This is a genomic window from Streptomyces diastaticus subsp. diastaticus (genome assembly GCF_011170125.1).
Lineage (GTDB): Bacteria > Actinomycetota > Actinomycetes > Streptomycetales > Streptomycetaceae > Streptomyces > Streptomyces diastaticus.
In genome coordinates this window covers 346337-371894 of the sequence record NZ_BLLN01000002.1, presented here as the reverse complement: position 1 = coordinate 371894, position 25558 = coordinate 346337, and the positions used below count along the sequence as shown (strand labels likewise).

The 25558-nt window shown below is 74.5% G+C and carries 32 protein-coding genes; 21 read left to right on the top strand and 11 right to left on the bottom strand.

The window, feature by feature from the left end:
* Window positions 1-50: 50 nt before the first annotated feature.
* Both Sdia_RS03540 and Sdia_RS03535 read right to left on the bottom strand, forming a co-directional pair.
* Window positions 51-1073, bottom strand: coding sequence for a LacI family DNA-binding transcriptional regulator (locus Sdia_RS03540; protein WP_100456469.1), 1023 nt, complete (start codon window positions 1071-1073; stop codon window positions 51-53).
* Between the two features lie 141 nt (window positions 1074-1214).
* The gene (locus tag Sdia_RS03535; protein ID WP_100456467.1) at window positions 1215-1997 is read right to left on the bottom strand and encodes a response regulator transcription factor; all 783 of its coding nucleotides are present in this window, start codon (window positions 1995-1997) and stop codon (window positions 1215-1217) included.
* A gap of 475 nt (window positions 1998-2472) precedes the next feature.
* Between Sdia_RS03535 and Sdia_RS03530 the strand changes: the two genes are divergently transcribed.
* The 8 genes from Sdia_RS03530 to Sdia_RS03500 all read left to right on the top strand — a co-directional run bounded on the left by Sdia_RS03530 (window position 2473) and on the right by Sdia_RS03500 (window position 9126).
* Window positions 2473-3267: an alpha/beta hydrolase gene (locus Sdia_RS03530; protein WP_100456466.1), complete on the top strand. Its 795-nt coding sequence runs from the start codon at window positions 2473-2475 to the stop codon at window positions 3265-3267.
* Window positions 3268-3593: 326 nt separating this feature from the next.
* The gene (locus Sdia_RS03525) at window positions 3594-3848 is read left to right on the top strand and encodes a MoaD/ThiS family protein (RefSeq protein ID WP_100456464.1); all 255 of its coding nucleotides are present in this window, start codon (window positions 3594-3596) and stop codon (window positions 3846-3848) included.
* An 11-nt stretch (window positions 3849-3859) separates the two neighbouring features.
* Window positions 3860-5554 carry a hypothetical protein gene (locus Sdia_RS03520; RefSeq protein WP_100456463.1) on the top strand — a complete coding sequence of 565 codons (1695 nt, stop codon included), beginning with the start codon at window positions 3860-3862 and terminating at the stop codon, window positions 5552-5554.
* 240 nt (window positions 5555-5794) lie between these two features.
* Window positions 5795-6523: an LmeA family phospholipid-binding protein gene (locus Sdia_RS03515; protein WP_100456462.1), complete on the top strand. Its 729-nt coding sequence runs from the start codon at window positions 5795-5797 to the stop codon at window positions 6521-6523.
* 239 nt (window positions 6524-6762) lie between these two features.
* On the top strand, window positions 6763-6843 hold the full coding sequence (locus tag Sdia_RS30675; RefSeq protein ID WP_350495130.1) for a putative leader peptide: 81 nt from the start codon (window positions 6763-6765) through the stop codon (window positions 6841-6843).
* 246 nt (window positions 6844-7089) lie between these two features.
* Window positions 7090-7929, top strand: a complete 840-nt coding sequence (locus tag Sdia_RS03510; protein ID WP_100456461.1) for a sulfurtransferase — start codon at window positions 7090-7092, stop codon at window positions 7927-7929.
* Between the two features lie 90 nt (window positions 7930-8019).
* Window positions 8020-8307 (top strand): DUF1416 domain-containing protein, encoded by a 288-nt coding sequence (locus Sdia_RS03505; RefSeq protein WP_003949043.1) that lies wholly within the window; start codon window positions 8020-8022, stop codon window positions 8305-8307.
* A gap of 252 nt (window positions 8308-8559) precedes the next feature.
* Window positions 8560-9126 (top strand): DUF3099 domain-containing protein, encoded by a 567-nt coding sequence (locus Sdia_RS03500; RefSeq protein ID WP_100456460.1) that lies wholly within the window; start codon window positions 8560-8562, stop codon window positions 9124-9126.
* Between the two features lie 37 nt (window positions 9127-9163).
* On the opposite strand, the gene Sdia_RS03495 is transcribed toward Sdia_RS03500, so the two are convergent.
* Window positions 9164-9526 carry a DsrE family protein gene (locus tag Sdia_RS03495; protein WP_100456459.1) on the bottom strand — a complete coding sequence of 121 codons (363 nt, stop codon included), beginning with the start codon at window positions 9524-9526 and terminating at the stop codon, window positions 9164-9166.
* 618 nt (window positions 9527-10144) lie between these two features.
* Between Sdia_RS03495 and Sdia_RS03485 the strand changes: the two genes are divergently transcribed.
* The 3 genes from Sdia_RS03485 (at window position 10145) to ygfZ (ending at window position 12287) form a co-directional block, all read left to right on the top strand.
* A complete protein-coding gene (locus tag Sdia_RS03485) occupies window positions 10145-10717 on the top strand; it encodes a heme-binding beta-barrel domain-containing protein (protein WP_100456458.1) in 573 nt (190 codons plus the stop codon).
* A gap of 93 nt (window positions 10718-10810) precedes the next feature.
* Complete coding sequence (locus tag Sdia_RS03480; RefSeq protein ID WP_100456457.1) at window positions 10811-11251, top strand: Fur family transcriptional regulator; 441 nt, start codon at window positions 10811-10813, stop codon at window positions 11249-11251.
* Window positions 11252-11315: 64 nt separating this feature from the next.
* Window positions 11316-12287, top strand: coding sequence for a CAF17-like 4Fe-4S cluster assembly/insertion protein YgfZ (gene ygfZ, locus Sdia_RS03475; protein WP_100456549.1), 972 nt, complete (start codon window positions 11316-11318; stop codon window positions 12285-12287).
* 159 nt (window positions 12288-12446) lie between these two features.
* Here the strand turns inward: ygfZ and dtd are convergent, their stop codons facing one another.
* The gene (gene dtd / locus Sdia_RS03470) at window positions 12447-12872 is read right to left on the bottom strand and encodes a D-aminoacyl-tRNA deacylase (RefSeq protein WP_100456547.1); all 426 of its coding nucleotides are present in this window, start codon (window positions 12870-12872) and stop codon (window positions 12447-12449) included.
* Window positions 12873-13067: 195 nt separating this feature from the next.
* Here dtd and Sdia_RS03465 point away from each other — a divergent pair, with 195 nt between their 5' ends.
* Together Sdia_RS03465 and Sdia_RS03460 are read left to right on the top strand one after the other, a co-directional pair.
* Window positions 13068-13907 carry an RsiG family protein gene (locus Sdia_RS03465; protein WP_100456456.1) on the top strand — a complete coding sequence of 280 codons (840 nt, stop codon included), beginning with the start codon at window positions 13068-13070 and terminating at the stop codon, window positions 13905-13907.
* An 86-nt stretch (window positions 13908-13993) separates the two neighbouring features.
* Window positions 13994-15010, top strand: a complete 1017-nt coding sequence (locus Sdia_RS03460) for an asparaginase (RefSeq protein ID WP_189500494.1) — start codon at window positions 13994-13996, stop codon at window positions 15008-15010.
* A gap of 42 nt (window positions 15011-15052) precedes the next feature.
* Here the strand turns inward: Sdia_RS03460 and Sdia_RS03455 are convergent, their stop codons facing one another.
* Window positions 15053-15409: a MerR family transcriptional regulator gene (locus Sdia_RS03455; RefSeq protein ID WP_100456452.1), complete on the bottom strand. Its 357-nt coding sequence runs from the start codon at window positions 15407-15409 to the stop codon at window positions 15053-15055.
* A gap of 212 nt (window positions 15410-15621) precedes the next feature.
* On the opposite strand from Sdia_RS03455, the gene Sdia_RS03450 reads away from it, so the two are divergent.
* The 3 genes from Sdia_RS03450 to Sdia_RS29880 all read left to right on the top strand — a co-directional run bounded on the left by Sdia_RS03450 (window position 15622) and on the right by Sdia_RS29880 (window position 17218).
* Window positions 15622-16266, top strand: a complete 645-nt coding sequence (locus Sdia_RS03450; RefSeq protein ID WP_189500493.1) for a flavodoxin family protein — start codon at window positions 15622-15624, stop codon at window positions 16264-16266.
* A 212-nt stretch (window positions 16267-16478) separates the two neighbouring features.
* Entirely contained in the window at window positions 16479-16772 is a 294-nt protein-coding gene (locus Sdia_RS29885; RefSeq protein WP_229831590.1) for a hypothetical protein, read from the top strand.
* Window positions 16773-16783: 11 nt separating this feature from the next.
* Complete coding sequence (locus Sdia_RS29880) at window positions 16784-17218, top strand: HAD family hydrolase (RefSeq protein ID WP_229831589.1); 435 nt, start codon at window positions 16784-16786, stop codon at window positions 17216-17218.
* A 234-nt stretch (window positions 17219-17452) separates the two neighbouring features.
* On the opposite strand, the gene Sdia_RS03440 is transcribed toward Sdia_RS29880, so the two are convergent.
* Window positions 17453-17632: a hypothetical protein gene (locus tag Sdia_RS03440; RefSeq protein WP_100456448.1), complete on the bottom strand. Its 180-nt coding sequence runs from the start codon at window positions 17630-17632 to the stop codon at window positions 17453-17455.
* Between the two features lie 169 nt (window positions 17633-17801).
* Between Sdia_RS03440 and Sdia_RS03435 the strand changes: the two genes are divergently transcribed.
* The 3 genes from Sdia_RS03435 to Sdia_RS03425 all read left to right on the top strand — a co-directional run bounded on the left by Sdia_RS03435 (window position 17802) and on the right by Sdia_RS03425 (window position 19280).
* Window positions 17802-18632, top strand: coding sequence for a helix-turn-helix domain-containing protein (locus Sdia_RS03435; RefSeq protein ID WP_185393767.1), 831 nt, complete (start codon window positions 17802-17804; stop codon window positions 18630-18632).
* Window positions 18629-18838, top strand: coding sequence for a DUF397 domain-containing protein (locus Sdia_RS03430; RefSeq protein WP_185393260.1), 210 nt, complete (start codon window positions 18629-18631; stop codon window positions 18836-18838). Before Sdia_RS03435 ends, Sdia_RS03430 begins: the two co-directional genes overlap by 4 nt.
* Before the next feature lie 151 nt (window positions 18839-18989).
* A complete protein-coding gene (locus Sdia_RS03425; protein WP_189500492.1) occupies window positions 18990-19280 on the top strand; it encodes a DUF397 domain-containing protein in 291 nt (96 codons plus the stop codon).
* 107 nt (window positions 19281-19387) lie between these two features.
* Here Sdia_RS03425 and Sdia_RS03420 read toward each other — a convergent pair whose 3' ends face one another.
* Window positions 19388-20131, bottom strand: a complete 744-nt coding sequence (locus Sdia_RS03420; protein WP_100456442.1) for an ABC transporter permease — start codon at window positions 20129-20131, stop codon at window positions 19388-19390.
* Window positions 20124-21092: an ATP-binding cassette domain-containing protein gene (locus Sdia_RS03415; RefSeq protein ID WP_115067695.1), complete on the bottom strand. Its 969-nt coding sequence runs from the start codon at window positions 21090-21092 to the stop codon at window positions 20124-20126. Before Sdia_RS03415 ends, Sdia_RS03420 begins: the two co-directional genes overlap by 8 nt.
* Before the next feature lie 142 nt (window positions 21093-21234).
* Between Sdia_RS03415 and Sdia_RS03410 the strand changes: the two genes are divergently transcribed.
* A complete protein-coding gene (locus Sdia_RS03410) occupies window positions 21235-22017 on the top strand; it encodes a TetR/AcrR family transcriptional regulator (RefSeq protein ID WP_115067696.1) in 783 nt (260 codons plus the stop codon).
* A gap of 186 nt (window positions 22018-22203) precedes the next feature.
* Here the strand turns inward: Sdia_RS03410 and Sdia_RS03405 are convergent, their stop codons facing one another.
* Both Sdia_RS03405 and Sdia_RS03400 read right to left on the bottom strand, forming a co-directional pair.
* Window positions 22204-22845 carry a histidine phosphatase family protein gene (locus tag Sdia_RS03405; RefSeq protein WP_100456436.1) on the bottom strand — a complete coding sequence of 214 codons (642 nt, stop codon included), beginning with the start codon at window positions 22843-22845 and terminating at the stop codon, window positions 22204-22206.
* A 354-nt stretch (window positions 22846-23199) separates the two neighbouring features.
* Window positions 23200-24207, bottom strand: coding sequence for a helix-turn-helix transcriptional regulator (locus Sdia_RS03400; RefSeq protein ID WP_115067697.1), 1008 nt, complete (start codon window positions 24205-24207; stop codon window positions 23200-23202).
* A 122-nt stretch (window positions 24208-24329) separates the two neighbouring features.
* Between Sdia_RS03400 and Sdia_RS03395 the strand changes: the two genes are divergently transcribed.
* Window positions 24330-24689: a VOC family protein gene (locus Sdia_RS03395; protein ID WP_185393262.1), complete on the top strand. Its 360-nt coding sequence runs from the start codon at window positions 24330-24332 to the stop codon at window positions 24687-24689.
* Between the two features lie 40 nt (window positions 24690-24729).
* On the opposite strand, the gene Sdia_RS03390 is transcribed toward Sdia_RS03395, so the two are convergent.
* Entirely contained in the window at window positions 24730-25401 is a 672-nt protein-coding gene (locus tag Sdia_RS03390; protein WP_100456430.1) for a haloacid dehalogenase type II, read from the bottom strand.
* Window positions 25402-25558 lie beyond the last annotated feature (157 nt).

Sequence of the window (25558 nt, the reverse complement as noted above, 5' to 3'; positions counted from 1 at the left end):
GGCCGGCGGCCGGGGGCGGGCGGATGCCCGCGCGGCCCGGGCTCACACCCTCACGAGCAGCCGCAGGACCGCCGCACCACCAGGCGCGAGGGGAACACCTTCTGCCGCTCACGCCGGGATCCGGCCACGCGCAGCGCGTCGTCCAGGACGAGGTCGACGGCGGCCCGCGCCATCGCCGTGCGGTCGGAGGCGACCGTGGTCAGCGGCGGATCGGTGAGACCGGCCTCCTTGACATCGTCGAAACCGGCGACGAGCAGTTCCCCGGGCACGTCGACGCGCAGTTCGCGGGCGGCCCGCAGCACCCCTATCGCCTGGTCGTCGGTGGCGCAGACGATGGCCGGGGGCCGGTCGGGGCCCGCGAGGAGGGTGAGGCCGACCTCGTAGGCGTCGTAGCGGTTGTAGGGGGCCTGGAAGAGGCGGCCCTCCGTGGTGTGGCCCGCCTCCGCCATGGCGCGGCGCCAGCCCTCCACGTGGTCGGAGACCGGGTCACCGACCGAAGGGGTGCTGGGGGTGCCGCCGAGGCAGGCGACGTAGGGGACGCCGTGTTCCAGGAGGTGGCGGGTGAGGAGCTGGGCGCCGCCCACGTCGTCGGTGACGACGGCCACGTCGTCGATGGCGTCGGGGCGGCGGTGCAGCAGGACCACCCGGGCGTCCCACGCCTCTATCTCGGCGGCGGCGGTCTCGCTCGGACCCTGGCTGACCAGGATCAGGCCGGAGACCCGCATACCGAGGAAGGCGCGGAGGTAGTGGACCTCGCGCTCGTCGAGGTAGTCGGAGTTGCCGACCAGGACCATCTTTCCGCGCTCGGCGGCGGCCTGTTCCACGGCGTGCGCCATCTCCGCGAAGAAGGGCTGCCGGGCGTCGGGCACGATCATGCCGACGAGGTCGGTGCGGCGGGAGGCCATCGCCTGGGCCACCCGGTCGGGCCGGTAGCCCAGCTCCTTGATCGCGGCGAGTACCCGCTCCCTGGTGGCCGGGGCGACCGGCCGGGGTCCGTTGTTGATCACGTAGCTCACGACGGCGGTCGATGTCCCCGCCAGTCGCGCCACGTCGTCCCGCGTCACCTTGGCCACGGCGGCAGTCTACGCGGGTCGAGGCCGCTCCCTAAGGGGCTGTCCGGCCTTCGGTACCGGGCCCGGGCGCCGCTTCCGCCCGCCTGCCCGGGCCGCCGGGCGGGGCGGCCGGGAGACGGGCGGAGCGGCTGCGGGGAGGGCTCAGCCCCGGGCCGTCGTCCGCCCGGACGCGGCGGCGGCGCGGGACTCGCGGACCTTCGCGGCCGCCGCCTCCTGTGCCTGCTCCTTGGCCGCCTTCTCCTTGGCCTCCGGCTTCTCCGGGGTGACGAAGCGGTAGCCGACGTTGCGGACGGTGCCGATCAGCGACTCGTGCTCGGGGCCGAGCTTGGCGCGCAGCCGCCGTACGTGCACGTCGACGGTGCGGGTGCCGCCGAAGTAGTCGTAGCCCCAGACCTCCTGGAGGAGCTGGGCGCGGGTGAAGACCCGGCCCGGGTGCTGCGCCAGGTACTTCAGCAGCTCGAACTCCTTGAAGGTGAGGTCGAGGACGCGGCCCTTGAGCTTGGCGCTGTAGGTGGCCTCGTCCACGGAGAGGTCGCCGTTGCGGATCTCCATGGGGGAGGCGTCGGTGGTGATCTGCCGCCGGCCCATGGCCAGCCGCAGCCGGGCCTCCACCTCGGCGGGTCCGGCGGTGTCGAGCAGCACGTCGTCGACGCCCCAGTCGGCGGTGACGGCGGCCAGGCCGCCCTCGGTGACGACGAGGACCAGCGGGCTGCCGGGGCCGGTGGAGCGCAGCAACTGGCAGAGGCCGCGGACCTGCGGCAGGTCGCGGCGGCCGTCGATCAGGATGACGTCCGCGCCCGGGGTGTCGACGAGGGCGGGCGCCTCGGCGGGGGCGACGCGGACCTGGTGGAGGAGCAGCCCCAGTGCGGGCAGCACCTCGGTGGAGGGCTGGAGGGCGTTGGTGAGCAGCAGCAGGGAGCTCATCGGCGCTCACCCGCCCGGTGGCGGGAGTCTCGGCAGCTCGGATGGTGGGGGTTGGATCGGTCGCCCATGACGTCGGTTCCTCCTCGGTTCCCTGCGAGAGGGGGTCCGTCCGGAGTGGCGCGCCGGACGGACATGCGGCACTGCGTACGGATACGTCCACGACCCCCGCGCCCTGGGGACCGCCGGCCTCCCGGAGCGAGGACGCGACCGGAGACCCGGTCGTATACAACGTGCCGGAAAGCACGAAAGGACCCGGGGGCGTCGCTGCCCGAGTCCTCTTCCGAGCACAATAACCCACATGAGTACGCCTACGTCAGGGCGCGACGGCCGCCCGGCCGCCTCCCGGGCCGCCTCCCGGACCCCGGCCCGCGGCGGTACGGAGGATGCCGGGGCAGGGCCGGACGGCGACTCCCGACGAGCCCCGCAGGCCGGAGTCCCCGCAGGCCGGGAAGGGTTCGCCGAGGGGGCCGAACGGGTGGTGCTGCTGGCGGCGGACGGGGTCGCCGTCGAGGCGGTGTACGAGCCCGCGGACTGCGGCGCGGAGGTGACCGAAAACGCGGCCGGGCGGGTGCCGGTCACCGTCGTCGCGCACGGTTTCACCGGCAGCGCCCGGCGGCCGCACGTGCGGCGGGCCGCCGCCGCCTTCCGCCGGCACGGCGCGGTGATCACCTTCTCGTTCCGCGGGCACGGCGCCTCCGGCGGCCGCTCGACCGTCGGCGACCGCGAGGTGCTCGACCTCGCCGCCGCCGTCGCCTGGGCCCGGCGGCTGGGCCACCGCACGGTGTGGACGGTCGGCTTCTCGATGGGCGGCTCCGTGGTGCTGCGCCACGCCGCCCTGTACCGCGCCGGGACTCCCGACGCGCACGGGCCCGCCCACACCGACGCGGTCGTCGCCGTCAGCGCGCCCGCCCGCTGGTACTACCGGGGCACCGCCGCCATGCGCCGCCTGCACTGGGTGGTGACCCGGCCGCTGGGCCGCGCGGTCGGCCGGTACGGGCTGCGTACCCGGATCCACACCAGTGACTGGGACCCGGTGCCGCTCGACCCGGCCGAGGCCGCCGCCCGCATCGCCCCGGTCCCCCTGCTCCTGGTGCACGGCGACCGCGACCCGTACTTCCCCCTCGACCATCCCCGCGCCCTCGCCGCCGCGGCCGGGGAGGCCGCCGAGCTGTGGCTGGAGCCCGGCATGGGCCACGCCGAGAACGCCGCCGCAGAGGAACTGCTCGACCGCATCGCCCGCTGGACGGCCCGCCACGCCCCAGCCGGCTGACCCCTCCGAGCCGCCCGGGGCCCCGCCCGCCCCGGCGGCCCCGGCCCCACCGGCCCTCGGCCCCGGCCGGCGCAAACCAAGCCCGTCCGGCGACCGAGGACGATGGAGCCCGCCCGGTGATTTGCGGACACATCGAGCCCGTCCGGCCTTCGCGGCGCGGACGGGACCGTCCCGTCGTCCGGGACCACGCCGAGCCACCCCCGCCCGGCAAGGGCCTAACCTTGCGTCCGGGCGCGCCCGCGGACCGCGCCAGAGAAACAGGACGGGCCTCGCCACGGCCCTCCGCAGAGCCCGGGAAGCCGCACCCGGCGGAGGAGGAGCGCCCCATGCCCACCGGCACGATCCGCTACTGGGCGGCCGCCAAGGCCGCCGCCGGGACCGCCGAGGAGCCGTACGACGCGGCCACCCTCGCCGAGGCCCTGGACGGCGCCCGCCGCGCCCACCCCGGTGAGCTGGTGCGCGTGCTCCAGCGGTGCTCGTTCCTGGTCGACGGCGATCCCGTCGGCACCCGCGCCCATGAGACCGTAAGGCTGGCCGAGGGCGGCACGGTCGAGGTGCTCCCGCCGTTCGCAGGAGGGTGACCCCCCACAGCATGAGCAACCAGCCGCAGCAGCCGTACGACCCGTACGGCCACCAGGTTCCGCACGGCGGGCCCTACGACCCGAACCACCCGTACGACCCGCGGGCCGCGCAGTACGGCGCGCCGCAGGGCCACGACCCGTACCAGCAGCAGGGGTACGCCGCCGGGCCCTACGACCAGCAGGGCCAGGCCGCACCCGCGCAGACCTGGCAGGGCCAGACCTGGGAGAGCCAGAGCCACCCCACGATCCCCCCGGGCCCGGCCCAGGATTCCTACGGCGGGCAGCCGTACCCCCCGTCCTACGGCGGGCAGCAGGCGTACCCGGCGCAGGGCCACGGCGCCCAGCCGTCGGGCCAGTACCCCGGCCCCACCGCCCCCTCGCCCTACGAGGAGACGGCGCTCATGCCGCCGACCCCGGCCGCAGGCCCACCGCCCGCGCCCCGGCCCGCACCGGGCCCGCCGGCGCCTCCGAGCGTCCCCGGCGGGCCCGCCCCCTCCCCGTACGCGGAGACCGCGATGATGCCGCAGGCCACGGCGGGCGGCACGCCGCCCGGACCGCCGCCGCCCGGCACCCCGTCCTACGGCGGCCAGGGCCGGCCGGTGCCGCCGCCCGCGCCGTACGAGGAGACGGCGTTGATCCCGCCGGTGGCCGCTGGGCCGGGGCCGGTGTCGCACGGCGGTCAGGGCCGGCCGGTGCCGCCGTCGGCGCCGTACGAGGAGACGGCGTTGATCCCGCCCACGCCGGCGGCGGGGACGCCCGCGCACGCCGCCGAGACCGCGTACCTCCCGCCGGTGACCGGGGCGGGGCCGATGCCCGAGGAGGCCCGGCCCGCCGGGCAGGCGGCCGGAGTCCCGGCCGGGACCGGCGGCCACCGGGCGCCGGGCGCCGCGGAGCCGGTGGCCGACGGGCCCGCCTACGGCCCGCCCACCGTCACCGGCAACACCCGGATCACCGACGCCCAGCGCGCCCGCGCCGAGGGCCGCTCGCCGATCATCGACCCGGGCACCCAGCCCGCCCTGCTCACCGCCGCGCTCGGCCTGCTGCTGGCGGGCGGAGCGGCGCTCGGCTGGTTCGCGCTGCTGCTGCCGCTGGTCGTCCTTCAGGGACTGACGGCGGCCGGCTGGTTCCGGCTGAACGGGATGTGGCCCGCCCGGCAGGGCATCGCCCTCGCCTTCGCGGGCGCGCTGGCCGCCGACGCGGTGCTGCTGGCCGCCGGGCGGTCCAACGGCCCGGCCGCCGTCCTCGGCACGCTCGGCGTCTGGGTGCTGCTCTGCCTCGTGCTGCAACTGCGCAGCACCGCTCCGGCCGACGACCGGCTGCACGGCCTCTTCGCCACCGTCGCCTCGGCCGCGCTGGCGATCACGGCCACCGGGTACCTGGCCGCCGCGACGGACGCCGTCGTGGTCGGCGGGATCGCGGTGGCCGTCGCCGTCTTCGTCCGTTCGCTGCCGCTGCCCGCCGCCGCCTCGATGGCCGTCGCCGTCCTCGCGGGCGCCGGGGCCGGGGCGCTGGGCGGGACACTGACCGGGCTCGGCGCCTCGGCCGCCCTGATCGGCGCGGGCGCGGCGGTGTGCGCGGTGATCGGCCACCGGGTCGCGGCGTACGACTACCCCTCGCGGTTCGTGCACATGACGGCGGGCGTAGCCCTGCCGCTCACCGCCGCCGTCCCGGCGGTCTACCTGCTGGGCCGGGTGGTCACCGGCTGACCCCGCCGCCCCCCACGACGCGGACCGCGCCCTCGCCGACTCCGGCGGGGGCGCGGTGGCGTTCCGTACCAGCGCGGACACCATCCGTACCGGTTCGGTCGGTTCCGGGCGGCGGCACGTATCAGGTCGCCCACACTCGTGCGGGAACGATCAGGCCGGTAGGCCGTCCGGGTTACGCTCGCCGCCAGGCGCCCAGCGGGGTGCCGGGAGCGAAGTCCACCTGGTGGGGGAAGCCGAACGATGCGCGCACTACGCACACTCCTGATCGTCGCCGTGGTCCTGGGCGGACTCTTCGTCCTCGTCGACCGCCTCGCGGTCAACTACGCCGAGGGCGAGGTCGCCGACCGGCTGAAGGCGAGCGGCTCGATGAACGCCGACCCCGAGGTCTCCATCCACGGCTTCCCCTTCCTCACCCAGGTCGTGGGCAGCGGCCTGGAGGACGTCGAGGTCTCGGTGAAGGAGTTCGACGCGAGCACCGACGGCAAGAGCGTGCGGATCGCCGACCTCAACGCCCACCTGCGCGGCGTGGAGTTCTCCGGCGGCTTCGGCCAGGCCACCGCCAGGACCGCCGAGGGCACCGCACGGATCGGTTACGACGACCTGCTGAAGGCGGCCAAGCCCGACCCGATCGACGTCGCCCCCGGCGTCACCGCCAAGGTCGTCGGCCTCTCCGACGGTGGCAACGGCAAGATCAAGGTGGAGGTCGAGGCGGAGATGTTCGGCACCACCCTCCCCAAGCCCGTCGAGGTCCTCTCCACCCCGACCGTCCAGGACGGCGAGGTGCGGGTGAAGGCCGACGCGCTGCCGAGCCTCGGCATCAAGGTCGCGGAGGACAAGGTCCGCGAGATCACCGACTTCCAGCAGAAGGTCGGTGGCCTGCCCGGCGGCATCGCGCTGTCGAAGGTGACCCCGGCGAAGGACGGCGTCGAGATCAGCGTCGAGGGTTCGTCCGTCCGCCTCGCCGGGTAGGACGGTGACGGCCGCGCGCGTCCGGACGCCGGGCAGCTCCGGCGTCCGCAGTGCGAGACGCCCTCGTCCGTGATTCCGGTCCCGCAGCCCCGACATGACCGCCTCCGCCCCGCTCCGAGGGGGCCGGGGCGGTTCCGTGCTGTCCCGAGGCGTACCGACCGCTCGCATTCTGGACGATCTCGTCTCGCATAGTGAAACGTCGGTGACATCGCCGCCGATTCGTCCCTACGATCGGAGCCATGAAGCGACAGGCGGATCTCACGAAGCGGCGGGCAGTCGACCTGTGCCGCGTCGCCGCCATGCTCTGTCGCCGCGGCTGAGCAGCGCGGGGACCGCGTACGTCCCGGCCCCGGCCCTGTCCGAGGGCCCGACCCGTACCGCCCCGCCGACGAGCCCGGAGGAACCGCGCGAGCGCCACACCCCCCCGCCATGTGTCCGTATCGCGGACACCGCAGCCGCCGGACCGCACCGGACCGAGGCGGCGGGGACGCGCACACCGGCACCCGGACAGCCCCGCACGCACGCACCGCCGTACCCGCCCCGCAACTGCCCCGGAGGAACGCACCATGAGCCGTAGTGACGTCCTGGTCGACGCAGACTGGGTCCAGGAACACCTGGACGACCCGAACGTTGCCCTCGTGGAGGTCGACGAGGACACGTCCGCGTACGACAAGAACCACATCCGCAACGCGATCCGCATCGACTGGACCGAGGACCTCCAGGACCCGGTCCGCCGCGACTTCATCGACCAGGAGGGCTTCGAGAAGCTCCTCTCGGCCAAGGGCATCGCCAACGACACCCTCGTCGTCCTCTACGGCGGCAACAACAACTGGTTCGCCTCGTACGCCTACTGGTACTTCAAGCTGTACGGCCACGAGAACGTCAAGCTCCTCGACGGTGGCCGCAAGAAGTGGGAGCTGGACTCCCGCGACCTGGTCGCCGAGGTCCCCGAGCGCCCGGCCACCGACTACCGGGCCAAGCCGCAGAACACCGCGATCCGCGCCTTCCGCGAGGACATCGTGGCCGCCATCGGCAACCAGAACCTGGTCGACGTGCGCTCGCCCGACGAGTTCTCCGGCAAGCTGCTCGCCCCGGCCCACCTCCCGCAGGAGCAGTCGCAGCGCCCCGGCCACGTGCCGAGTGCCCGCAACATCCCGTGGTCGAAGAACGCCAACGACGACGGCACCTTCAAGTCCGACGAGGAGCTGAAGGCGCTGTACGAGGCCGAGCGGGTCGACCTCGCCAAGGACACCATCGCCTACTGCCGCATCGGTGAGCGCTCCGCGCTGACCTGGTTCGTCCTGCACGAGCTGCTCGGCGTGGAGAACGTCAAGAACTACGACGGCTCGTGGACCGAGTACGGCTCCCTGGTCGGGGTGCCGATCGAGCTCGGCCCCGCCAAGTGACTTAGCGGGGTCGCGCGTCCCGCGCGGCCCCGCGCCCCCGCCCCCGACCCGGCGGTGGGGGCACCGCACCAGCGAAGGACGGATGCAGGAATGTGTGGAGCCAAGGCCGGCGGCCCCGACGCCTCGACCATCAAGCCCGGTGAGACGACCATCCAGGGCAGCGTGACCCGCGACGGTGAGCCCGTCACCGGCTACGTGCGGCTGCTCGACTCGACCGGCGAGTTCACCGCCGAGGTCCCGACCTCGGCCACCGGTCAGTTCCGCTTCTACGCCGCCGAGGGCACCTGGACGCTGCGCGCCCTGGTTCCGGGCGGCTCCGCCGACCGCACGGTCGTCGCCCAGCAGGGCGGCCTGGCCGAGGTCGCCATCGCCGTCTGAGGCGCACCGCCGTCCTCAGACACCCGTCCGCGCCCCGGTGAGCGCGGGCGGCACGCAGGACCCGCCGGCCGCGGGGCCGCGCCCCAGGGGGTTGGACGCCACCAGGACGGGGTGCGGCCCCGCGGCCTGTCCGTGTCCGGGCCGCTACCCACCGAGGTCGCTGTCTCCCCTGGTCAGCGGCGTTTTTCGGAGAGTTCTCCGCGGAGCTGTCCGCCGGGGTGCGAGGCGGGTGAACCTGCCTACGCTGGAACCATGTTTGCGCGAAGGCGGCACGTGTACTTCGCCATGATGGGGCTCTGCCTGAGTCTCTTCGTCGTGGCGTGCGCCGTGGTGCGCCTCTGGTCGGTACCGGCCGCCGTCGCGATGTGCGTGGTGGCGATGGTGATTCCGCCGGTCGCCGCCGTCGTCGCCAACCGCAAGGGGCCCGAGGACCGCTGGTACGACGATCCCGACGCCGGTTCCGACGAGGACGATCCGCCCCCCGCGCCGCCGACCCACGTCCGCCGGAAGGACCCGAAGGACGGCCCGGGGACGCCCCCGGTGGGGCCGCCCGCCGGGCGGGACGGGCCCGCGGGCCCCTCCACCCCGTCCGGCTCCACCGGGATCTCCGGTGGGACAGGCCGCCGCGGGGAGCGCGGCGGGCGCCGGGAACCCCTCTCCGACCAGGACCGCGTCAAGGGCCACGACCCCGAGTCCGAGGCGTGGTGGCGGGAGTTGGACCGGCGGGGCAGCGGCGGCGGGGGCGGCCCGCCGGGTCCGCCCGGCCCGCCCGGGCACGGCAGCGACCCGAGGCGGCCGGGGCCCTGGCCCGACGAGTAGCGCCGGGAGCGTCACACGGCCGACGGCGAGCGGGAGTTCAGTAGACGAGCGCCTGCGCGCCGTCGGCCATGATCTCGCTGACGAAGACCTGTGCCCCGGCGATCCGTACGCCCTCGATGACCTGGCCCTCCGTGATGTCCCGGCGGGCTGCGCACTGGGTGCAGAGGGTGACCCCGCCGCCCGCCATGATCGCCTCGATGAGCTCCGGCAGCGGCGCCGCGTGCGGGAGCGCGAACTCCGCCGCCCGGCCCGGCAGCGCGAACCACGCGGACTCGCCGGTCAGCCAGAGGGAGACCTCCACCCCGCTGGCCGCGGCCACCGCGGCCACCGTGAACGCCTGCGAACAGCGTTCCGGGGCGTCCGCCCCGGCCGTCACCTTGATCACGAGCTTCTTCGCCATGGCCGAATCGTAATCAATGCCGGGGGACGGCCGGGGGCCCGCCCGGCCGGTCATCAGTGCGAACCGATCATGCGCCGTACACCCACGTGCGGAGCACGGTCCTCGACTCCGCGAACCCTGAGGAACCCGGCGACGGCCGAGGACCAGCCGCGGCGTCCCCGGGACCACGTCCGTCCACTCCTACGAGGAGCCGGCCCCCTACGGCGACGACGGGGTCCGGACCCGGGTGGCGTACATCGTCGCCGGGGACACCCTCGGCATGGTCGCGCACGAGAGGAAGGGCGGTGCGGCCCTCGTCCCCTTCCACCAGACGGTCGTCCCGCAGACGCAGCTCCTCGGCTGAGCCGGGTGGCGGGGGCGGGCGCGGGGGAGCCTCCGGCCCGCCCTCGCCGAGAGAGCCGGCGCCCGGCCGTCTAAGCTGGGGGCGGCTTCGTATCCGCTCATCCACGCGTCACCGAGGAGCACCCCGTGCTTGAGGCATTCTTCTCCGCCCTGCTGGTTCTGGTCTGCGTCGGCGTTCTCGCCTTCGTCGGCCTGAGCGTGAAGAAGCTGTACCAGGGCCAGCGCTGACCAAGCCGCCGGCCGATCCACCCCTGCGACGAAACGCGTGAGCCGCTCATGATCGAGATCCCGTCCGACCTCCACCCGGACCTCGTCCCGCTGACGTTCCTGCTCGGCGACTGGGCGGGCGCGGGCGTCTTCGACTTCCCCGGCGCCGAGAAGTGCAACTTCGGCCAGGAGGTGTCCTTCAGCCACGACGGACGGGACTTCCTGGAGTACCACTCGCACAGCTGGGTCCTCGACGAGCAGGGCGAGAAGGTCCGTCCGCTGGAGTCCGAGGCGGGCTTCTGGCGGGTCGACAAGGACCGCAAGGTCGAGGTCGTGATGACCCGGGACGACGGCGTGGTCGAGGTCTGGTACGGCGAGCTGGCCGACCAGAAGCCGCAGATCGACCTGGCCACGGACGCGGTGGCCCGCACGGCCGCCTCCGGACCGTACAGCGGCGGCAAGCGGCTCTACGGCTACGTCAAGAGCGACCTGATGTGGGTCGGGGAGAAGCAGACCCCCGAGGTGCCGCTGCGGCCCTACATGTCGGCCCAGCTCAAGAAGGTCGTGACCCCGGGCGAGGTCGAGTCCTGGGCCAAGGATCTCGGTGACCTCCCGGACGACGGGATCGCCTTCTTCAAGTAGGCGGCCCCGGACGCCGGGCAGGCTCGCGGCCCCGGACGCCGGCCGGCCACTCACCGCCCGGCCGGTGTCGAGGCCCCCTCTACACTGGGCCGTGTGGTGAGCATCGACTGGAAGAGCGACCTGCGGCAGCGCGGCTACCGACTGACACCCCAGCGCCAGCTGGTGCTGGAGGCCGTCGACAAGCTGGAGCACGCGACTCCGGACGACATCCTCGGCGAGGTCCGCAAGACCGCCGCGGGCGTCAACATCTCCACGGTCTACCGGACCCTGGAACTCCTGGAGGAACTGGGCCTGGTCAGCCACGCCCACCTCGGCCACGGCGCCCCGACCTACCACCTCGCCGACCGGCACCACCACATCCACCTGGTCTGCCGGGACTGCTCCGAGGTGATCGAGGCGGACGTCTCGGTGGTCGAGGGGTTCGCCGACCAGCTCCGCGAGAGCTTCGGCTTCGACACCGACATGAAGCACTTCGCGATCTTCGGCCGGTGCGGGGCGTGCGGCGAGAAGCGCGCGCAGGCGGCCGGGGACTGACCGGCGCCCGCGGCCCCCGTACGGAATATCCAGGCCCCCGCCGGGCGTCCTAGGCTGTGTGTCCATGAAGAGTCCCCTGCTGTCCCTGCCCGGTGCCGTGCCCGCCGAGGGGCCCGACGAAGGCGTCGCCGCGCACTACGGCGACCTGTTCCGCGAACAGCGTGCCCTCGCCGACGGCACGGGTTTCGTCGACCTCTCGCACCGCGGCGTCCTCTCCGTCACCGGTGACGACCGGCTGAGCTGGCTCCACCTGCTGATCACCCAGCACGTCAGCGAACTGCCCGCCGGACGCGCCACCGAGGCCCTGGTGCTCACCGCGAACGGCCACATCGAGCACGCCCTCTACCTGGTGGACGACGGGACCACCACCTGGGTGCACGTCGAGCCGGGTACGCAGGGCGCGCTCCTCGCGTACCTGGAGAGCATGAAGTTCTTCTACCGCGTCGAGGCCACCGACCGCACCGAGGAGTTCGCCCTCGTCCACCTGCCCGCCGGGTCCATCGTGAGCCTGGCCGAGGGCGAGGCGGCCGCTGTGCGCGAGACCCCGTACGGGCGGGACGTCTTCCTGGAGCGCGGGCGGCTGGAGGAGTTCGCCGCCGCGCACGGCCCGGCCGTCGGCGTCCTCGCCCACGAGGCCCTGCGGGTCGAGGCGCACCGGCCGCGGCTCGGCTTCGAGACCGACCACCGCACCATCCCGCACGAACTGGGCTGGATCGGCACCGCCGTCCACCTCCAGAAGGGCTGCTACCGGGGCCAGGAGACCGTGGCCCGGGTGCAGAACCTGGGCAAGCCGCCGCGCCGCCTGGTCTTCCTCCACCTGGACGGCAGCGAGGTGCACCTGCCCGGTCCCGGTACGCCGGTCCGGCTGGCCGCCGACGGGCCCGACGGGCGGAAGCTGGGCTTCGTCACCACCTCGGCCCGCCACCACGAGCTGGGTCCGATCGCCCTGGCCCTGGTCAAGCGCAACGTACCGGTCGACGCGGAGCTGATCGCGGAGTCGACGGCGGCGGCGCAGGAGGTCGTGGTCGAGCCGTAGGGTCCGCGGGGCGGGGAGCCCGACGGGGCCGGTGCGCCCTGGGGTGTCGCCGTGCGCCGTCCGTGCCCCCGGGTGCGCCGTGGGGTGGCGGAGACGCGGCCGCCGGGGGTGGCCGAACGCGGCCCCGGCGGGCCCGTCCACCGGCGGGCGGCGGGCCGGTCAGACCTCCAGCAGGACGGTGAACGGGCCGTCGTTGGTCAGCCCGACCCGCATCTTGGCGCCGAACCGTCCCGTGGCCACGGTCGCGCCCAGCTCGCGCAGCCGCGCCACCACCGTCTCGACCAAGGGCTCGGCGACCGGCCCCGGGGCCGCCGCCGACCAGGTGGGCCGTCGGCCCTTGCGGGCGTCGCCGTAGAGCGTGAACTGGCTGATGACCAGGAGCGGGGCGCCGGTGTCCGAGCAGGAGCGCTCCTCGTCGAGGACGCGGAGCGACCAGAGTTTGCGGGCCAGCCGGGCCGCCTGCTCCTCGGTGTCCTCGTGGGTGACGCCCACCAGGACGCAGAGGCCCTCGCCGCTGATCTCCCCGACCGTCTCGCCGTCGACCACCACGCTCGCGCCGTCGACCCGCTGCACCACTGCTCGCATGGAGCCCATCATGCCGTGCGCCCGGCGTGTGCCGCGCACACGCCCGCGCGCCCCTCGCGCCCCACGCCGTGCCGGAACGGTACCGCCGTACGGGCACGAAATCGGGCACTCCGGCACGTTGCGGTCATCCGGGGTGGCACGATGCTCCCACGCGGTGCAGCCCGCCGCCGGTTCGAGGGGACGGACGAAGAAGACATGAACACGTCGAGCACATCGAGCACACCGATCACGGCAGGCACCGGACGACTGGCCCCGGAGCGCCGTCCCGGCGGCGTCTACGGGACCGCCCGCCCGCCGACCCAGCGCACCGCCAGCCCCGCGCCCGGCGCCGGACTGGCCGCCACCGGGGAGCCCACCCGCGACCTCGTCCTGCTCTCCCTCGCCGAACTGCGCACCGTGCGCCGCACGGCCCAGCGCGACGAGGGCGACCTGAGTTACGTGCGGCGCATCCTCCAGGGCCGTCTGGACATCCTGCGGGCCGAGGCGGCGGCCCGTACGGCCGAGCGGGCGGACGCCTCGCGCCGCGAGTCGGCGACGGACCCCGACGGCGATTCCGGTTCAGGGTGCGCCCGCACCGCGGCTCCCCGGCCGGCAGGGGCCACCGGGGCGGGCGAGGGGACCGTCTCAGGTTCCGGCGCGGGGCAGGTCCCGGCCCGCGCGCTCAGCTTCGGCGCCGGGCTCACCGGGGCGGGGCGGCGGCTGGTCGTGGGGGCTCCGGTGGTCGCGCGCCTCTCGCAGATCCTCGCCGACGCCCCCACCCGGCACCGCGCCTCCGCCCGGCACGTCACGGTCTCCGTGCCGCGGGGCGAGGAGTACCGGCGGCTCGCCGCCGAGATGCTCTCCGAGGTGGAGCTCTCCGACCTCTCCGCCCTCACCGACGAGGAGCTGGAGACGGCCACCGCCCGCCTCGGCCGCTACGAGCAGCAGGTCTCGCGGCGCCGCCAGCAGCTCCAGCGCACCGCCGACGCGTGCGGCGCGGAGATCACCCGCAGGTACCGGGAGGGCGAGGCGCAGGTGGACGACCTGCTCAGGTGAGGCCGCCGGACCCCGGCCGAGGACCCCGCCCGCGCGGGACGGCCGGGGAAGCCGAGAATGGGAGCCCCGCTCCGGAAGGTCGCCCGATGTCCCCCGCTCAGCCCGTCTCGCCCCGCCCCGCCGACGACGGCGGTGCCCTGCCGTCCGGCACCCCCGCCGCCGTGCCGTCCCCGGTCCTCGCCGAGGTGGTGCGCTCCGGCTTCGTGGAAGGCGTCCACCGGGGGAGCGTCGTGGTGCTGGAGGCCGACGGCAGCGTCGCCTGGTCCCTCGGCGACCCCGACCGGCCCGTCTTCCCGCGCTCCGCCAACAAGCCCATGCAGGCCGCCGCCATCCTGCGGGCCGGGCTGGACCTCGCGGGCGAACGGCTCGCGCTGACCGCCGCCAGCCACTCCGGCGAACCCTTCCACCTGGAGCTGGCCGAGCGGATGCTCGCCGAGTACGGCCTGTCCGCCGACGCTCTCCAGTGCCCGCCCGACCTGCCGCTCGACCCGGTCGAGGCCGAGCACTACCTCGCCTCCGGCCAGGTCCGCCGGCCCCTCACCATGAACTGCTCGGGCAAGCACACCGCGATGCTCGCCGCCTGCGCCCGCAACGGCTGGCCGCTCGACAGCTACCTCGACCCCGGCCACCCGCTCCAGCTCCTGGTCCGCGAGAGTGTCGAGGCGGCGGCGGGCGAACCGGTCGCCGCGCTCGGCACCGACGGCTGCGGCGCCCCGCTGATGGCCCTCACCCTGCCGGGCCTGGCCCGCGCCTTCGCCGCCTTCGTCCGCGCCGAGCCCGGTACGCCGGAGCGCCGCGTCGCCGACGCCATGCGCGCCCACCCCGCGTACGTCGCGGGCACCCGCCGCCCCGACACCTGGCTCATGCGCGGCATCCCCGGGGCCCTGTCGAAGATGGGTGCCGAGGCCGTCCAGGCGCTGGCGCTGCCGGACGGCCGTGCCCTCGCCTTCAAGGTGGACGACGGTGCCACCCGCGCCCTCGGCCCCGTCCTCGCCCGACTGCTGGAGCGGTGGGGCCACGGCGGTGAGACGGCCGCCCGGATCGGCCGGGCCCCGCTCATGGGCGGCGCCGCCGAGGTCGGGGAGATCCGGGCCGCCTTCTGAGGGCCGGAGGCACCGGGCCGGTCCCCGGTCCCGGGCCGGCGGTCAGCTCCGGCCGAGCAGGCCCGCCAGCGAGGTGCGGCGCTCCTGGAGGCAGCTGAGGCGTTCGTCCAGTGCGGCCAGTTGCCCGGCGAGGAGGTCGCGCAGCTCGGCGCACCAGTCGGCCCCGGAGGCGAGGTCCAGCGTGTCGTCGTCGACGCAGGGCAGCACGGCCTGGATGACCTCGGTGGTCAGGCCCGCGTCGAGCAGGAACCTGATCCGGGCCACCACCGTGACCGCGTCCTCGCCGTACGCGCGGTAGCCGTTGGGGCCGCGTCCGGCCTGGAGCAGGCCCTGGTCCTCGTAGTAGCGCAGCAGCCGTCTGCTGACGCCGGTCCGGCGGGACAGTTCTCCGATCAGCATGTGACGCCCCCGAGGTGTCCGCGGTCCGCCGGCGGTGATCCGGCTTGACCTTCTCACTGGTGTGAACCCTTAACGTCCTTCTCCCAAGCGGCATTCCGCCGCCTCGGGGGACGCGGGGCCGCCGCGCACCGCCGCCCGGCTCCGGGGACGGCGGGCCGGGGCCGTACCTCCCCCGGCCGTCCGCCCGTCCGCCTCGTCCCGCTGGAGCACCCATGACCCCCGCACCCGCACCCGCACCCGCCCCCGCCGAAGGCGCCGGGGACCAGGGCCGCTCGTTCCTCTTCGTCCTCGGCAGTTCGCGTCCCGACGGGAACACCGCGCGACTGGCCCGGTCGGCCGCCGAGCACCTGCCCACCGACGTTCGCCAGAACTGGATCGACCTCAACGGCCTCGCCCTCCCCGACTTCCAGGACGGCCGCCACGAGCACGAGGGCCTGCGGCCGGGAGTGGCCGAGGCGGAGCTGCACGAGGCGACGCTCGCCGCCACCGACATCGTCATCGCCTCGCCGTTGTACTGGTACTCCTTCTCCGCCCAGACCAAGCGCTACCTCGACCACTGGTCGGGCTGGCTGAGCGTGCCCGGCTCGCGGTTCGCCGCCCGGATGGCCGGGCGCAGGCTGTGGGGCCTCACGGCCATGGCCGACCGCGACGAGACGGTCGCCGGGGGGCTGGACACCTCGCTGCACCACACCGCGGCCTACCTGAAGATGGGGTACGGCGGCATCCTCCTCGGCAACGGCTCCCGCCCCGGCCAGATCGCCGCCGACGAGCGCACCGCGCGCCGCGCCAGGACGTTCTTCGCGGGGCCCGCGCCGCTGGCCCGCTTCCCGAACGAGGTGGCGGCCGACGCCGCGTGAGACGGCGGGCGCCCGCCCCTCGACGCCGGCCGCCAGGGGCTCCCCAGGCGGCCGGCCCGGCGGTACGCGGCCGGGACCGCGGCCGGCGCAGGAGCCGTGCGGAGACCCCTGGAGCCCCTGGAGCCCCTGGAGCCCCTGGACCCCGCCGCCCTCCGCTCCGGCCACCGGCACGCCCTCCGGTCTCCCCGCCGAGCGGAGCGGACACTCCTCTTGTGACCTCCAGCACGCGCCCTCCCCAGCCGACCGCCGACGAACTCGCCGCCGTACGCGCCCTGGTCACCGCCGCGAGGACCGTGGTCCTCGGTTTCGACGGCACCCTGTGCCGCCTCTACGACCCCGTCACCGCACGCGCCGCCACCGACTCCCTCACCCGGCTGCTGCGCGAACACGGTGTCCGGGCACAGGAGGAACCCGGCCGCCCCCCGCTCGCCCTGCTGCGGGCGCTGACGCTCGGCGCCCTCGACGACGACCCCGGGCTCCGCACCGCGCCCTGGACTCCCTGCTGACCGACTCGGAGTTGACGGCCACGCTGACCGCCCGCCCCGCGTTGTACGCCGACAACCTGGTCCGCACCTGGTCGGCGGTGGGCACCCGGCTCGCCGTCGCCACCGGCCACTCCGCCGACGCCGTCCACGCCCACCTCGAAGGACGCGGCCTCACCGGCTGCTTCGGCCCGCACGTGTACGGCCGTACCGGCGGCCTCGCCCACCTGGGGCACGACGCCCCGCCCCGGGCGCTGGCCGCGCTGGGCGCCGACCCGGCCGAGGCGCTGGTGGTCGGCTTCACCCCCGAGGAGCTGCGGGCCGCGCGGGACGCGGGGGCGCCCTTCCGCGGGTACGCCCGCGACCTGGCCGCCTACGACCGCCTCCGCGCGGCCGGCGCCCCCCTGGTCACCGGCACCCTCGAACCCGTACGCCAGGCCGTCTGGGAGCTGAACCTGCCCCGGCGGTGATTCCGGTACGGCACCCTCACCCGGCGTCGTCCGGGAGCGCGGGGTGCAGCCGCCCGCAGCCCAGCATGGGGCAGCGGACGTAACGGGGCTGCTCGGGAGCGGGAACGGGTCCGGTGGGCGGCGGGGCCTGACTCTCCAGCGCCGCCCGACGCCGACAGCCCTCGCACGCACAGGGCGGAAAGCGCAGCGGGTCGAACTCGCGGTACGCCTTCCCCGGCGGCTCGTACCCCGCACTCATCCCTGCCCACCCGCCCGGCACTCGGCGCTCTCCCGGTGCCGCTTGAGCAGGACCCGGCAGTCGGTGGCCTTGCTGTAGTCCTGCTGGCCGTTGGCGACCGCCTCGGCCAGCTTCCACGACTCGCAGGTGGAACAGGGCTGGGCGCCTTTCCCGTGAGGGGAGTCGGCAGCACTCATGGGGATGCCTCCTTTCGTCGAGGGAAGCGCCCCGGGGGCGTGAACACCCGTGAATACGCCCCGGCGTTCACTCCACTCCGTAGCGATTCCGCTACCAAGGGGCATCAGCGTGACCTAGGGTCGAGAAGTCATCAACGTGGGAACCCTGGGCGAGGAGTTGAGCTGCGCCGTGGTGAATCGAAAGGACCTTGACCCCGAAGAGTCGCCTGCTGCGGAGTTCGGGGTACTTCTTCGCAGGTTACGAGACGAGCGGGGCTGGACCCAGGAGGACCTGGGTGCGCGAATGCGCGTTTCCGGAACGCATATATCTGCGGTGGAAACTAATCGCAGGCCCCCAACTCCTCAGTTCGCGAGGAGTGCTGATCGGGCGCTGGGGACGGGGGACCTGCTGGCCCGGAAGGTGCGTGCGGTGCGGAACTCCTCCTTGCTGGAGGGCTTTCCGGAGTTCGTGAAGCAGGAGATACGGGCGACGGAGATCAGGCTCTTCGAGGTAGGCATCACCCCCGGACTCCTCCAGACCCCCGAGTACGCTGCCGCCATCAACCGAGGCGCTGTACGGCGAGGCGCGATCAGTGAGCAGCAGGCCGAGGAGCGCCTGACCCTGTTGGCCAAGAGGCAGGCGTCGCTTGCACGTGATCCCGTCCCGTTCGTTCACGTGGTGTTGGACGAAAGCTGCCTCCGGCGACTGGTGGGCGGTGCCGAGGTCATGAGGGCACAGCTGGAGCGCCTGATCACCTTCGCCGAGCTGCCGAACACGGTGCTCCAGGTCGCTCCGTACGAGCTGGGCGAACGCAGGTCATTCGACCTGCCGGTTCGGTTCCTGACGTTGCCGGAGCGAGTAGTCATCGCCTATGCGGAATCAGCCCAACAGGGCCTACTGGAGCGTGATTACAGCGCTGTTCAACCCATGCTGACGGCGTACCATCAGCTCCAAGCCGAAGCGCTGCCACAGGGCGCCTCCACGGCATTGATCGACCAGGTACGAAAGGGCATCTCGTGACGACCGAATCCCCCCGCTGGTTCAAGTCCTCCTACAGCAGCAACGGTGGTGACTGCGTCGAGGTCGCCACCAACCTCGTTGCCCCGCACGGCATCGTCCCCGTCCGCGACTCCAAGGTGCAGTCCGGCCCTGTTCTGACCGTTCCGGCCACCGCCTTTTCCTCCTTCGTGGCAGGCGTCAAGGCGGGCACCCTCCGCTCTGCCTGAACGATTCGGCCCCTCGGGCCACCGCTGAACCGCCCCGTCGCTTCCTGCGGCGGGGCGGCCCGCTGTCCGGATCGTGCCTCCTGACCGACGCCCACCTCGTCCCTACGATCGAGTCAGACCGAAGCGTGCCCAGGGCTACGAGAGGGGCCCCATGACTCCCAACTCCCCTTACTGGCGCAAGTCCTCGTACAGCTCGAACGGCGGCGCCTGCGTCGAGGTCCACATCCCCCCGGCCGTCGACGCCTCCCCGGACTGGTTCACGTCCTCGCACAGCAGCAACGGTGGCCAGTGCATCGAGGTGGCCGCCAACCTCGTCCCCACCCGCGACCTCGTCCCGGTCCGCGACTCCAAGACCCCGTCCGGCCCGGTCCTGACCTTCCCGTCCACCGCCTTCTCCTCCTTCGTGGCAGGTGTCAAGGCGGGCGGGTTCCGCTCTTCCTGAACCTTCGGTCTGCCGGGGACGCCGCCGCACCGCCCCGCCGCACGCTGCGACGGGGCGGTGCGGCAGTGGCCCGAGGACGCTGCTCGCGCTCTCGGCGCCTCAGCCCCTCAGCGCGTCCGGAACCGGAACAGCGCGTTCGAGGCGGCGACGGCGATCAGCAGGATGCCGCCGCACCAGGCCAGCGCCGCCCAGGGCGCCGAGCCCAGCGGCTCGTCCAGGAGGAGGGCGCGCAGGGACTCGATGAGCGGGGTGACGGGCTGGTGCTCGGCGAAAGCGTGCAGCCAGGTCGGCATCGTCTCGATCGGTACGAAGGCGCTGCTCGGGTACGGCAGGAACATCAGGAAGAAGGTGAACCCGCTCGCCCCCTCCGGTGTCCTGGCCAGCAGCCCGACGCAGGCCGCCAGCCAGGAGACGGCGACCAGGTAGGCGAGCAGCAGTCCCGCCGCCGCCGGCCAGGCGAGCGGGTCGGCGGCCGGGCGGAAGCCGATCAGCACGGCGACCGAGAGCACCATGGCGGTGGCCAGGACGTTGCGCACGACGCTCGCCGCGACGTGCCCGGCCAGCACCGGGGTACCGGTGACGCCCATGCTGCGGAACCGGTCCACGACACCGGTCCGCATGTCCTCGGTGACCCGCATCGCCGTCCCGGCCGAGCCGTAACCGGCGCAGAGCACCAGGAGGCCGGGGACGACGTATGTCACGTACGCGGTGCCGGTGTCGATGGCGCCGCCGAAGAAGTAGACGAAGACCAGCATCAGCATGACCGGGAGCAGGATCGCCATGATCAGGGCTTCCGGGTCCCGGCGGTTCATCCGCAGGCAGCGGCCGGCCAGGGTGAGCGCCTCAGACATGACCGGGCTCCTTCGCGTCCGCCGGGGTGGTGCCGGTGAGGGCCAGGAAGACGTCGTCCAGTGTCGCCCGCCGCACGGCGAAGTCGGTGATCTCGTCCCGGCCCGGGTCGAGTTCGTCCAGCAGGGTGCGGACGTGGTGGGCGTCGCCGCTGGTGGGGAAGGCGAGGGTGAGCGTCCCGGGTGGCCGGTGGGGCACCGGGTGCCGGGTGTGTGCGGCCAGCCGCGCGTGGGCCGCCGGGCCGGCCGCCGTCACCTCCAGCAGACTCCGCCCGGCCGCCGCCTTCAGCTCGGCGGGCGTCCCCTCGGCGGCTACCCGCCCCTCGTGCAGGACGGCGACGCGGTCCGCCAGCCGGTCGGCCTCCTCCAGGTACTGCGTGGTCAGCAGCACGGCGGTCCCGGCCGCCGCCAGCTCCCGCACCACCTGCCACAACTGCTGCCTGCTGCGCGGGTCCAGGCCGGTCGTCGGCTCGTCCAGGAAGAGCACCCGGGGCTCGCCGACCAGCCCGGCCGCCAGGTCCAGCCGGCGCCGCATCCCGCCGGAGTAGGTCCGCACCAGCCGGCCGCCCGCCTCGCTCAGCCCGAACCGCTCCAGCAGCCCCGCGGCGCGGGCCCGGGCCGCCGCCCGTGTCAGCCCCGCCAGCCGGGCCGTCGTCCAGAGGTTCTCGGCACCGGTCTGCGTCTCGTCGACCGCCGCGAACTGGCCGGTGAGGCTGATGGCCCGCTGCACCCGGCGCCGCTCGGTGACCACGTCGTACCCGGCGACCCGGACCGATCCGGCGTCCGGCCCGGTGAGCGTGGCCAGCACCCGCACGGTCGTGGTCTTGCCCGCGCCGTTGGGCCCGAGCAGGGCGAGGACGCCGCCGGCCGGCACCCGCAGGTCGACGGAGTGGAGCACGGCCCGGCGGCCGTAGGACTTGCTGAGCCCCCGGACCTCCACGGCCCCGGCCGGTGGCGGTCTCATGGCGTTCCCCCTGTCACCCGGAATTTTTACTGCGTATGTCATACGCGTTACTGCGTAAGGCTTACGCAGAACTAGGATGGTGTCAACCGGCCAGGTGGCGAAGGGGTTCCGCGTTGCCGGCGGAGCCGAGGGAGGAGCGGGCATGGCGGCACCACCGCCCGAGAAGCGCGACCGAGCGGGCGAGACGGGACTGCCCGCCAGCGTCGAGGCCGCCTGGGGGCTGCGCGGGCGGCCGACCAAGGGGCCGCGCCCGGGGATCGGGGTCGACCGGATCGTCGACGCCGCGGTACGGCTGGCGGCCCGCGAGGGCGTCCCGGCCGTCTCCATGGGCCGGGTCGCCAAGGAACTCGGTGCCTCCACCATGTCCCTCTACCGCTATGTCGCCGCCAAGGACGAGCTGTTCATCCTCATGCAGGAGGCGGCCACCGGTCTGCCTCCCGAGGACTCCCCGCCCCCCTCGGCAGGGTGGCGGGCCCGGCTGACCTGGTTCGCCGAGGCGTACCGCCACGTCCTGGAGGCCAACCTCTGGCTCCTGCACATCCCGATCAGCTCCCCGCCCGCCACCCCCAACTCGGTTGCCTGGATGGAGGCCGGACTCGACGCCCTCGACGGCACCGCACTGGACGAGGCCACCAAGCTCGGCGTGCTGATGCTGATCAGCGGCTACGTGCGCAGCCAGGCGGGCCTCGCGGCCGACCTCGCCGAGGCGACGCGCCGCAGCGGCCAGTCACCCGAACAGACCGGGCGCCAGTACGTCCACACCCTCACCCGCATCGCCGACCAGCGCGGCCCCGACAGCTTCCCCGCCGTCCGCCGCCTCCTCGCCTCCCAGGCCCTGGGGGCCGCCGACGACCCGGACGCCGACTTCCACTGGGGGCTCCAACGGGTCCTCGACGGGGTGGCGGGACTGGTGGGCGGGGCCTGACCCTCCTGCGGCCCGGAGGTTTCACCCCTCAGGGGACGACCTCCAAGTCCCGCACCGTGTCCGCGGCGCCCCGGCACGCACGCTCGCCCCGCCGGGCGAAAATCCGAGTACGTCCGGTAGGAGAGCTTCCGCCGGGCGTGCCGAGAGCACGCGCCGGACACCGCACAGGCCCCTTGAAGGCACCCCCTAGACCCGCAACCCGGGCGGCAGACCGGTCCAGCGCAGCTCCTCCGGCAGGTGCCGGATGTCGTTGTAGACGATCAGCGAGGAGGGCCGCTCGGGGGCGTAGTGGATGATGCTGAGGGCGGCGTTGGCGTGGTGCAGCCCGATCCACCGCCAGTCGGGCGCGTCCAGGGCCTCCCGGACCAGCCAGCCGATCACGAAGTTGTGCGTGACGACCAGGTCGTGCCGGGCCTCGGAGCCGGTCACCGGCCCGGTGAACCGCCGCAGCGCGTCCCGGGCCAGCTCGGGGCCGGGCAGCCGTTCCCGGTCGGGGAGCTGGAGCAGCCACTCCCAGGTGCTGTCAGGCGGTCCGGAGGCGGCCCCCCGGCGCTCCGGGAGGTACGGCACGTAGTCCCCGGCCGACTCGCAGGGCCGCGGCCCGGGTCCGTCCGGCCGTTGGGCCACGACGATCTCCGCCGTCTCGCGGGCCCGCGGCTGCGGCCCGTGGTGGATCGCCGAGAGCGGCACTCCGCGCAAACGCTTCCCCAGGTACGAGGCTTGGCTGCGCCCCTGCGCGGAGAGCCCTCCCTCGTCACCCGGCGCGTCCCCGTGCCTGGCCAGGTAGAGCGTGCGCGAGGCCATCCCGGTGGCGGCGGTGGAGGTCATGGGTCTGGGTCTCCGGATCTGTGGTGCGGACCGGCGCGGCACGGTGCCGGTGGGGCGCCGGGCAGCCGGACGGCCTGGCGTACGGCCGGTGGTTGTCAGGGCTGCCACCGGGAACGCCCGGTTCCGCGCGTGCGGGTGGCTGCCGGTCCCCTCCGGTTGACGAGGTGTCCGGCGCGGCCACGCCCGTCCCGGCCGGCGTCGCGGGTGCGACGAGGCCGCACAGGGACTGCCCACCCCCTCGCCCTTCCATGACTGCCGGGCAGGGGGGCGCGGTGGTGGCGGCGCGCGCGGGGGCGGACGCCGCCGACGTTCACGCCCCGGCCCGCGGGGCCGCGGGTGCCCCGAGGGGGCCTGTCATGGCCGGTGAGGCGGCCCGGACGCCTGCCCGCCGTCCTCCCGCGCGTACCGCTCCACGATCCCGGCCGCCAGCTCCCGCAGCCGGGCGCGGGCCTCGGGCGGGCCGGTGACGGTCAGGTCGTCGGCGAACGGCAGGAGTTGGCGCACCTCCTCCAGGACACGGCAGGACAGGGTCACGGCAACCTCGTCGTCGCCCACGTCGGCACCGTCCTCGGGGCGGCGCACCGTCAGCCTGGAGCCCAGGACACGCCGGGCGCGCTCCGCGTGGCGGGCGGCCAGCACGCCGTGCACGTGCAGCACCGCCGACTCCTCCCACCCCGTGGTCAGCTGGGCCACCGCGTCGGCGAGGGACACCCCGGGCCGCAGTCGCCGGGGCGAACCGGTGGGCCGCCACTCGGTGAGGCGTTCCAGCGAGTAGAGCCGGGGCGTGCCCGACCGGTCGGCGACCAGGTACCACCGCCCCGCCTTCGCCAGCAGCCCGTACGGGTCGACCAGCTGCCAGGCCGGTGCCGTCTCGGCCGACCGCCGGTACCGGACGCGCAGCCGTACGCCGCGCCGTACGTCCCCGATGAGCGCGCTCGGTTCGAGCCCCTGGGGGCCGGACCAGAACCACGGCCTGCTGTCCGTGGCGACCACGGCGCTCAGCGGCAGCGGAGCGGTGGCCGTCCCCGCCGGCCGCGCGGCGACCTTCGCGCGCGCCCGTCGCCCCTCGCCCGCCGCCCCCAACTGGCGGCGCTGCCGGTCGTCGAGCCCGTGCAGGGCCAACTGGTCGCGCTCGTCCGGGGTGAGCCGGGCGGTGTCCAGCGCGCCGCCGGGCAGCAGCGTCACCCCGCCCCACCGGCCCCGCTCGACCAGTACCGGAAACCCCGCGTCCTGGAGCCACCGCAGGTCCCGCAGCACGGTGCGCACCGAGACCCCGGTCTCGGCCGCGAGGTCCCCGGCGGTGACCGGGTCGCGGCGGGTCTGGAGGGCGAGCAGCAGCGCGAAGAAACGGTCGGGCGTCACCCGGTCACGATCTCACCCGCTCGCCGTGCGCAACACGCCAGGATCTGTCAGGTATGGCGGGCACGCTTCCCTCGTACCCGCCCGGCCCGTCCGGGCACCGCCCACGAGGGAGCAGCCCCGCCATGACCCGACCCAACATGTTCATCGTCCATGTCTCCGACGCCCCGGCCGCCGCCCGTTTCTACGGCGACCTGTTCGCCATGGAGCCCGCCTTCGAGGCGCCGCGCTTCATCGCCTTCGGCCTCGGCGGCGGCGTCCAGCTCGCCCTGTGGAGCGGCGCCACCGAGAACCCGGCCGGGCCGCGCACCGCCGAGGTCTGCCTCAACCTGCCGGACGCCCCCGCCTCGGTCGACGCCTGTCACGCCGAGTGGACGGCGAAGGGCGTCACCATCGTCGAGGAGCCGCACGACGCGGTCTTCGGCCGCACCTTCGTCGCCGCCGACTCCGACGGCAACCTGATCCGGGTGGCCCCGTTCGACTGAGTCACGCCCCTTCCGGCCGGTTCGGTCCCCGGGGCCCGCCTCAGAGCCCCAGGATCTCCACCACCCCGGACAGGGAGGTGACCTCGTACGCGTGGCAGTGCGGGGCGGAGGGCTCGTACCCCCGGTTGAGGTACACCGTCTCCCGCACCCCGAGGTCGGTCGCGGACTGGAGGTCGTAGCGCGGGCTCGCCGAGACGTGCAGCGTCTCCTCGGGCCGGCAGTCCAGCCGCTCGTACAGGAACTCGAAGGCGCCGAGCCGGGGCTTGTAGGCGCGGGCCTGTTCGGCGGTGTACACCGCGTGGAAGGGGGCGCCGAGCAGGGCGGCGTTGCGGCCCGCGTGCTGCTCGGCCGCGTTGGAGAGGATGACGAGCGGGAAGTGCTCGGCGAGCCGGGCGAGCGCCTTCGGCACGTCCGGGTGCGGGCCCCACTTCGGGAGCTCGGCGAACACCTCGGCGGGGTCCTCGGGCCGGAAGGCGATCCCCGCGGCGCGGCAGGCCCGCTCGAAGGCGCGTGTGATCAGCTCTTCGTAGGGGCGCCAGTCGCCCATCGCCTCGTCGAGCTGGTAGGCGGCGAACCGCCGGCGGAAGAGTTCGCGCTGCGCGGGTGAGGCGATCTTCTCGATCCTCTTCTCCGCGGCCTGGCCGATGGGGAAGTCCGTCAGCGTCCCGTACATGTCGAAGGTGAGGAAGCGGGGGTCGGGACGGCGGCTCATGCGAGGTCTCCTCGGTGTGCGGCGGACCGCCCGCTCGGGGGCGCTTCCCCGGTCAACGGCCGCTCGCCGCAGGAGTATTCCTCGCCGTCAGGAGGCGCACCCACTCCTCTCCACTCTCAACGTACAGCCCGCGGGGGGCCTTGCGGCAAGGCCCCCC

Bases quoted from the DNA above. Each gene is read 5' to 3' on its own strand.
- Sdia_RS03495 (WP_100456459.1), bottom strand. From the start codon at position 9,526: ATGGCGAAGAAGCTCGTGATCAAGGTGACGGCCGGGGCGGACGCCCCG.
- ygfZ (WP_100456549.1), top strand. From the start codon at position 11,316: ATGAAGAGTCCCCTGCTGTCCCTGCCCGGTGCCGTGCCCGCCGAGGGG.
- Sdia_RS03525 (WP_100456464.1), top strand. From the start codon at position 3,594: ATGCCCACCGGCACGATCCGCTACTGGGCGGCCGCCAAGGCCGCCGCC.
- Sdia_RS03425 (WP_189500492.1), top strand. From the start codon at position 18,990: ATGACTCCCAACTCCCCTTACTGGCGCAAGTCCTCGTACAGCTCGAAC.
- Sdia_RS03505 (WP_003949043.1), top strand. From the start codon at position 8,020: ATGTGTGGAGCCAAGGCCGGCGGCCCCGACGCCTCGACCATCAAGCCC.
- Sdia_RS30675 (WP_350495130.1), top strand. From the start codon at position 6,763: ATGAAGCGACAGGCGGATCTCACGAAGCGGCGGGCAGTCGACCTGTGC.
- Sdia_RS03450 (WP_189500493.1), top strand. From the start codon at position 15,622: ATGACCCCCGCACCCGCACCCGCACCCGCCCCCGCCGAAGGCGCCGGG.
- Sdia_RS03465 (WP_100456456.1), top strand. From the start codon at position 13,068: ATGAACACGTCGAGCACATCGAGCACACCGATCACGGCAGGCACCGGA.
- Sdia_RS03500 (WP_100456460.1), top strand. From the start codon at position 8,560: ATGTTTGCGCGAAGGCGGCACGTGTACTTCGCCATGATGGGGCTCTGC.
- Sdia_RS03485 (WP_100456458.1), top strand. From the start codon at position 10,145: ATGATCGAGATCCCGTCCGACCTCCACCCGGACCTCGTCCCGCTGACG.
- Sdia_RS03410 (WP_115067696.1), top strand. From the start codon at position 21,235: ATGGCGGCACCACCGCCCGAGAAGCGCGACCGAGCGGGCGAGACGGGA.
- Sdia_RS03455 (WP_100456452.1), bottom strand. From the start codon at position 15,409: ATGCTGATCGGAGAACTGTCCCGCCGGACCGGCGTCAGCAGACGGCTG.
- dtd (WP_100456547.1), bottom strand. From the start codon at position 12,872: ATGCGAGCAGTGGTGCAGCGGGTCGACGGCGCGAGCGTGGTGGTCGAC.
- Sdia_RS03440 (WP_100456448.1), bottom strand. From the start codon at position 17,632: ATGAGTGCTGCCGACTCCCCTCACGGGAAAGGCGCCCAGCCCTGTTCC.
- Sdia_RS03390 (WP_100456430.1), bottom strand. From the start codon at position 25,401: ATGAGCCGCCGTCCCGACCCCCGCTTCCTCACCTTCGACATGTACGGG.
- Sdia_RS03395 (WP_185393262.1), top strand. From the start codon at position 24,330: ATGACCCGACCCAACATGTTCATCGTCCATGTCTCCGACGCCCCGGCC.
- Sdia_RS03535 (WP_100456467.1), bottom strand. From the start codon at position 1,997: ATGAGCTCCCTGCTGCTGCTCACCAACGCCCTCCAGCCCTCCACCGAG.
- Sdia_RS03510 (WP_100456461.1), top strand. From the start codon at position 7,090: ATGAGCCGTAGTGACGTCCTGGTCGACGCAGACTGGGTCCAGGAACAC.
- Sdia_RS03405 (WP_100456436.1), bottom strand. From the start codon at position 22,845: ATGACCTCCACCGCCGCCACCGGGATGGCCTCGCGCACGCTCTACCTG.
- Sdia_RS03515 (WP_100456462.1), top strand. From the start codon at position 5,795: ATGCGCGCACTACGCACACTCCTGATCGTCGCCGTGGTCCTGGGCGGA.
- Sdia_RS03415 (WP_115067695.1), bottom strand. From the start codon at position 21,092: ATGAGACCGCCACCGGCCGGGGCCGTGGAGGTCCGGGGGCTCAGCAAG.
- Sdia_RS03520 (WP_100456463.1), top strand. From the start codon at position 3,860: ATGAGCAACCAGCCGCAGCAGCCGTACGACCCGTACGGCCACCAGGTT.
- Sdia_RS03420 (WP_100456442.1), bottom strand. From the start codon at position 20,131: ATGTCTGAGGCGCTCACCCTGGCCGGCCGCTGCCTGCGGATGAACCGC.
- Sdia_RS03460 (WP_189500494.1), top strand. From the start codon at position 13,994: ATGTCCCCCGCTCAGCCCGTCTCGCCCCGCCCCGCCGACGACGGCGGT.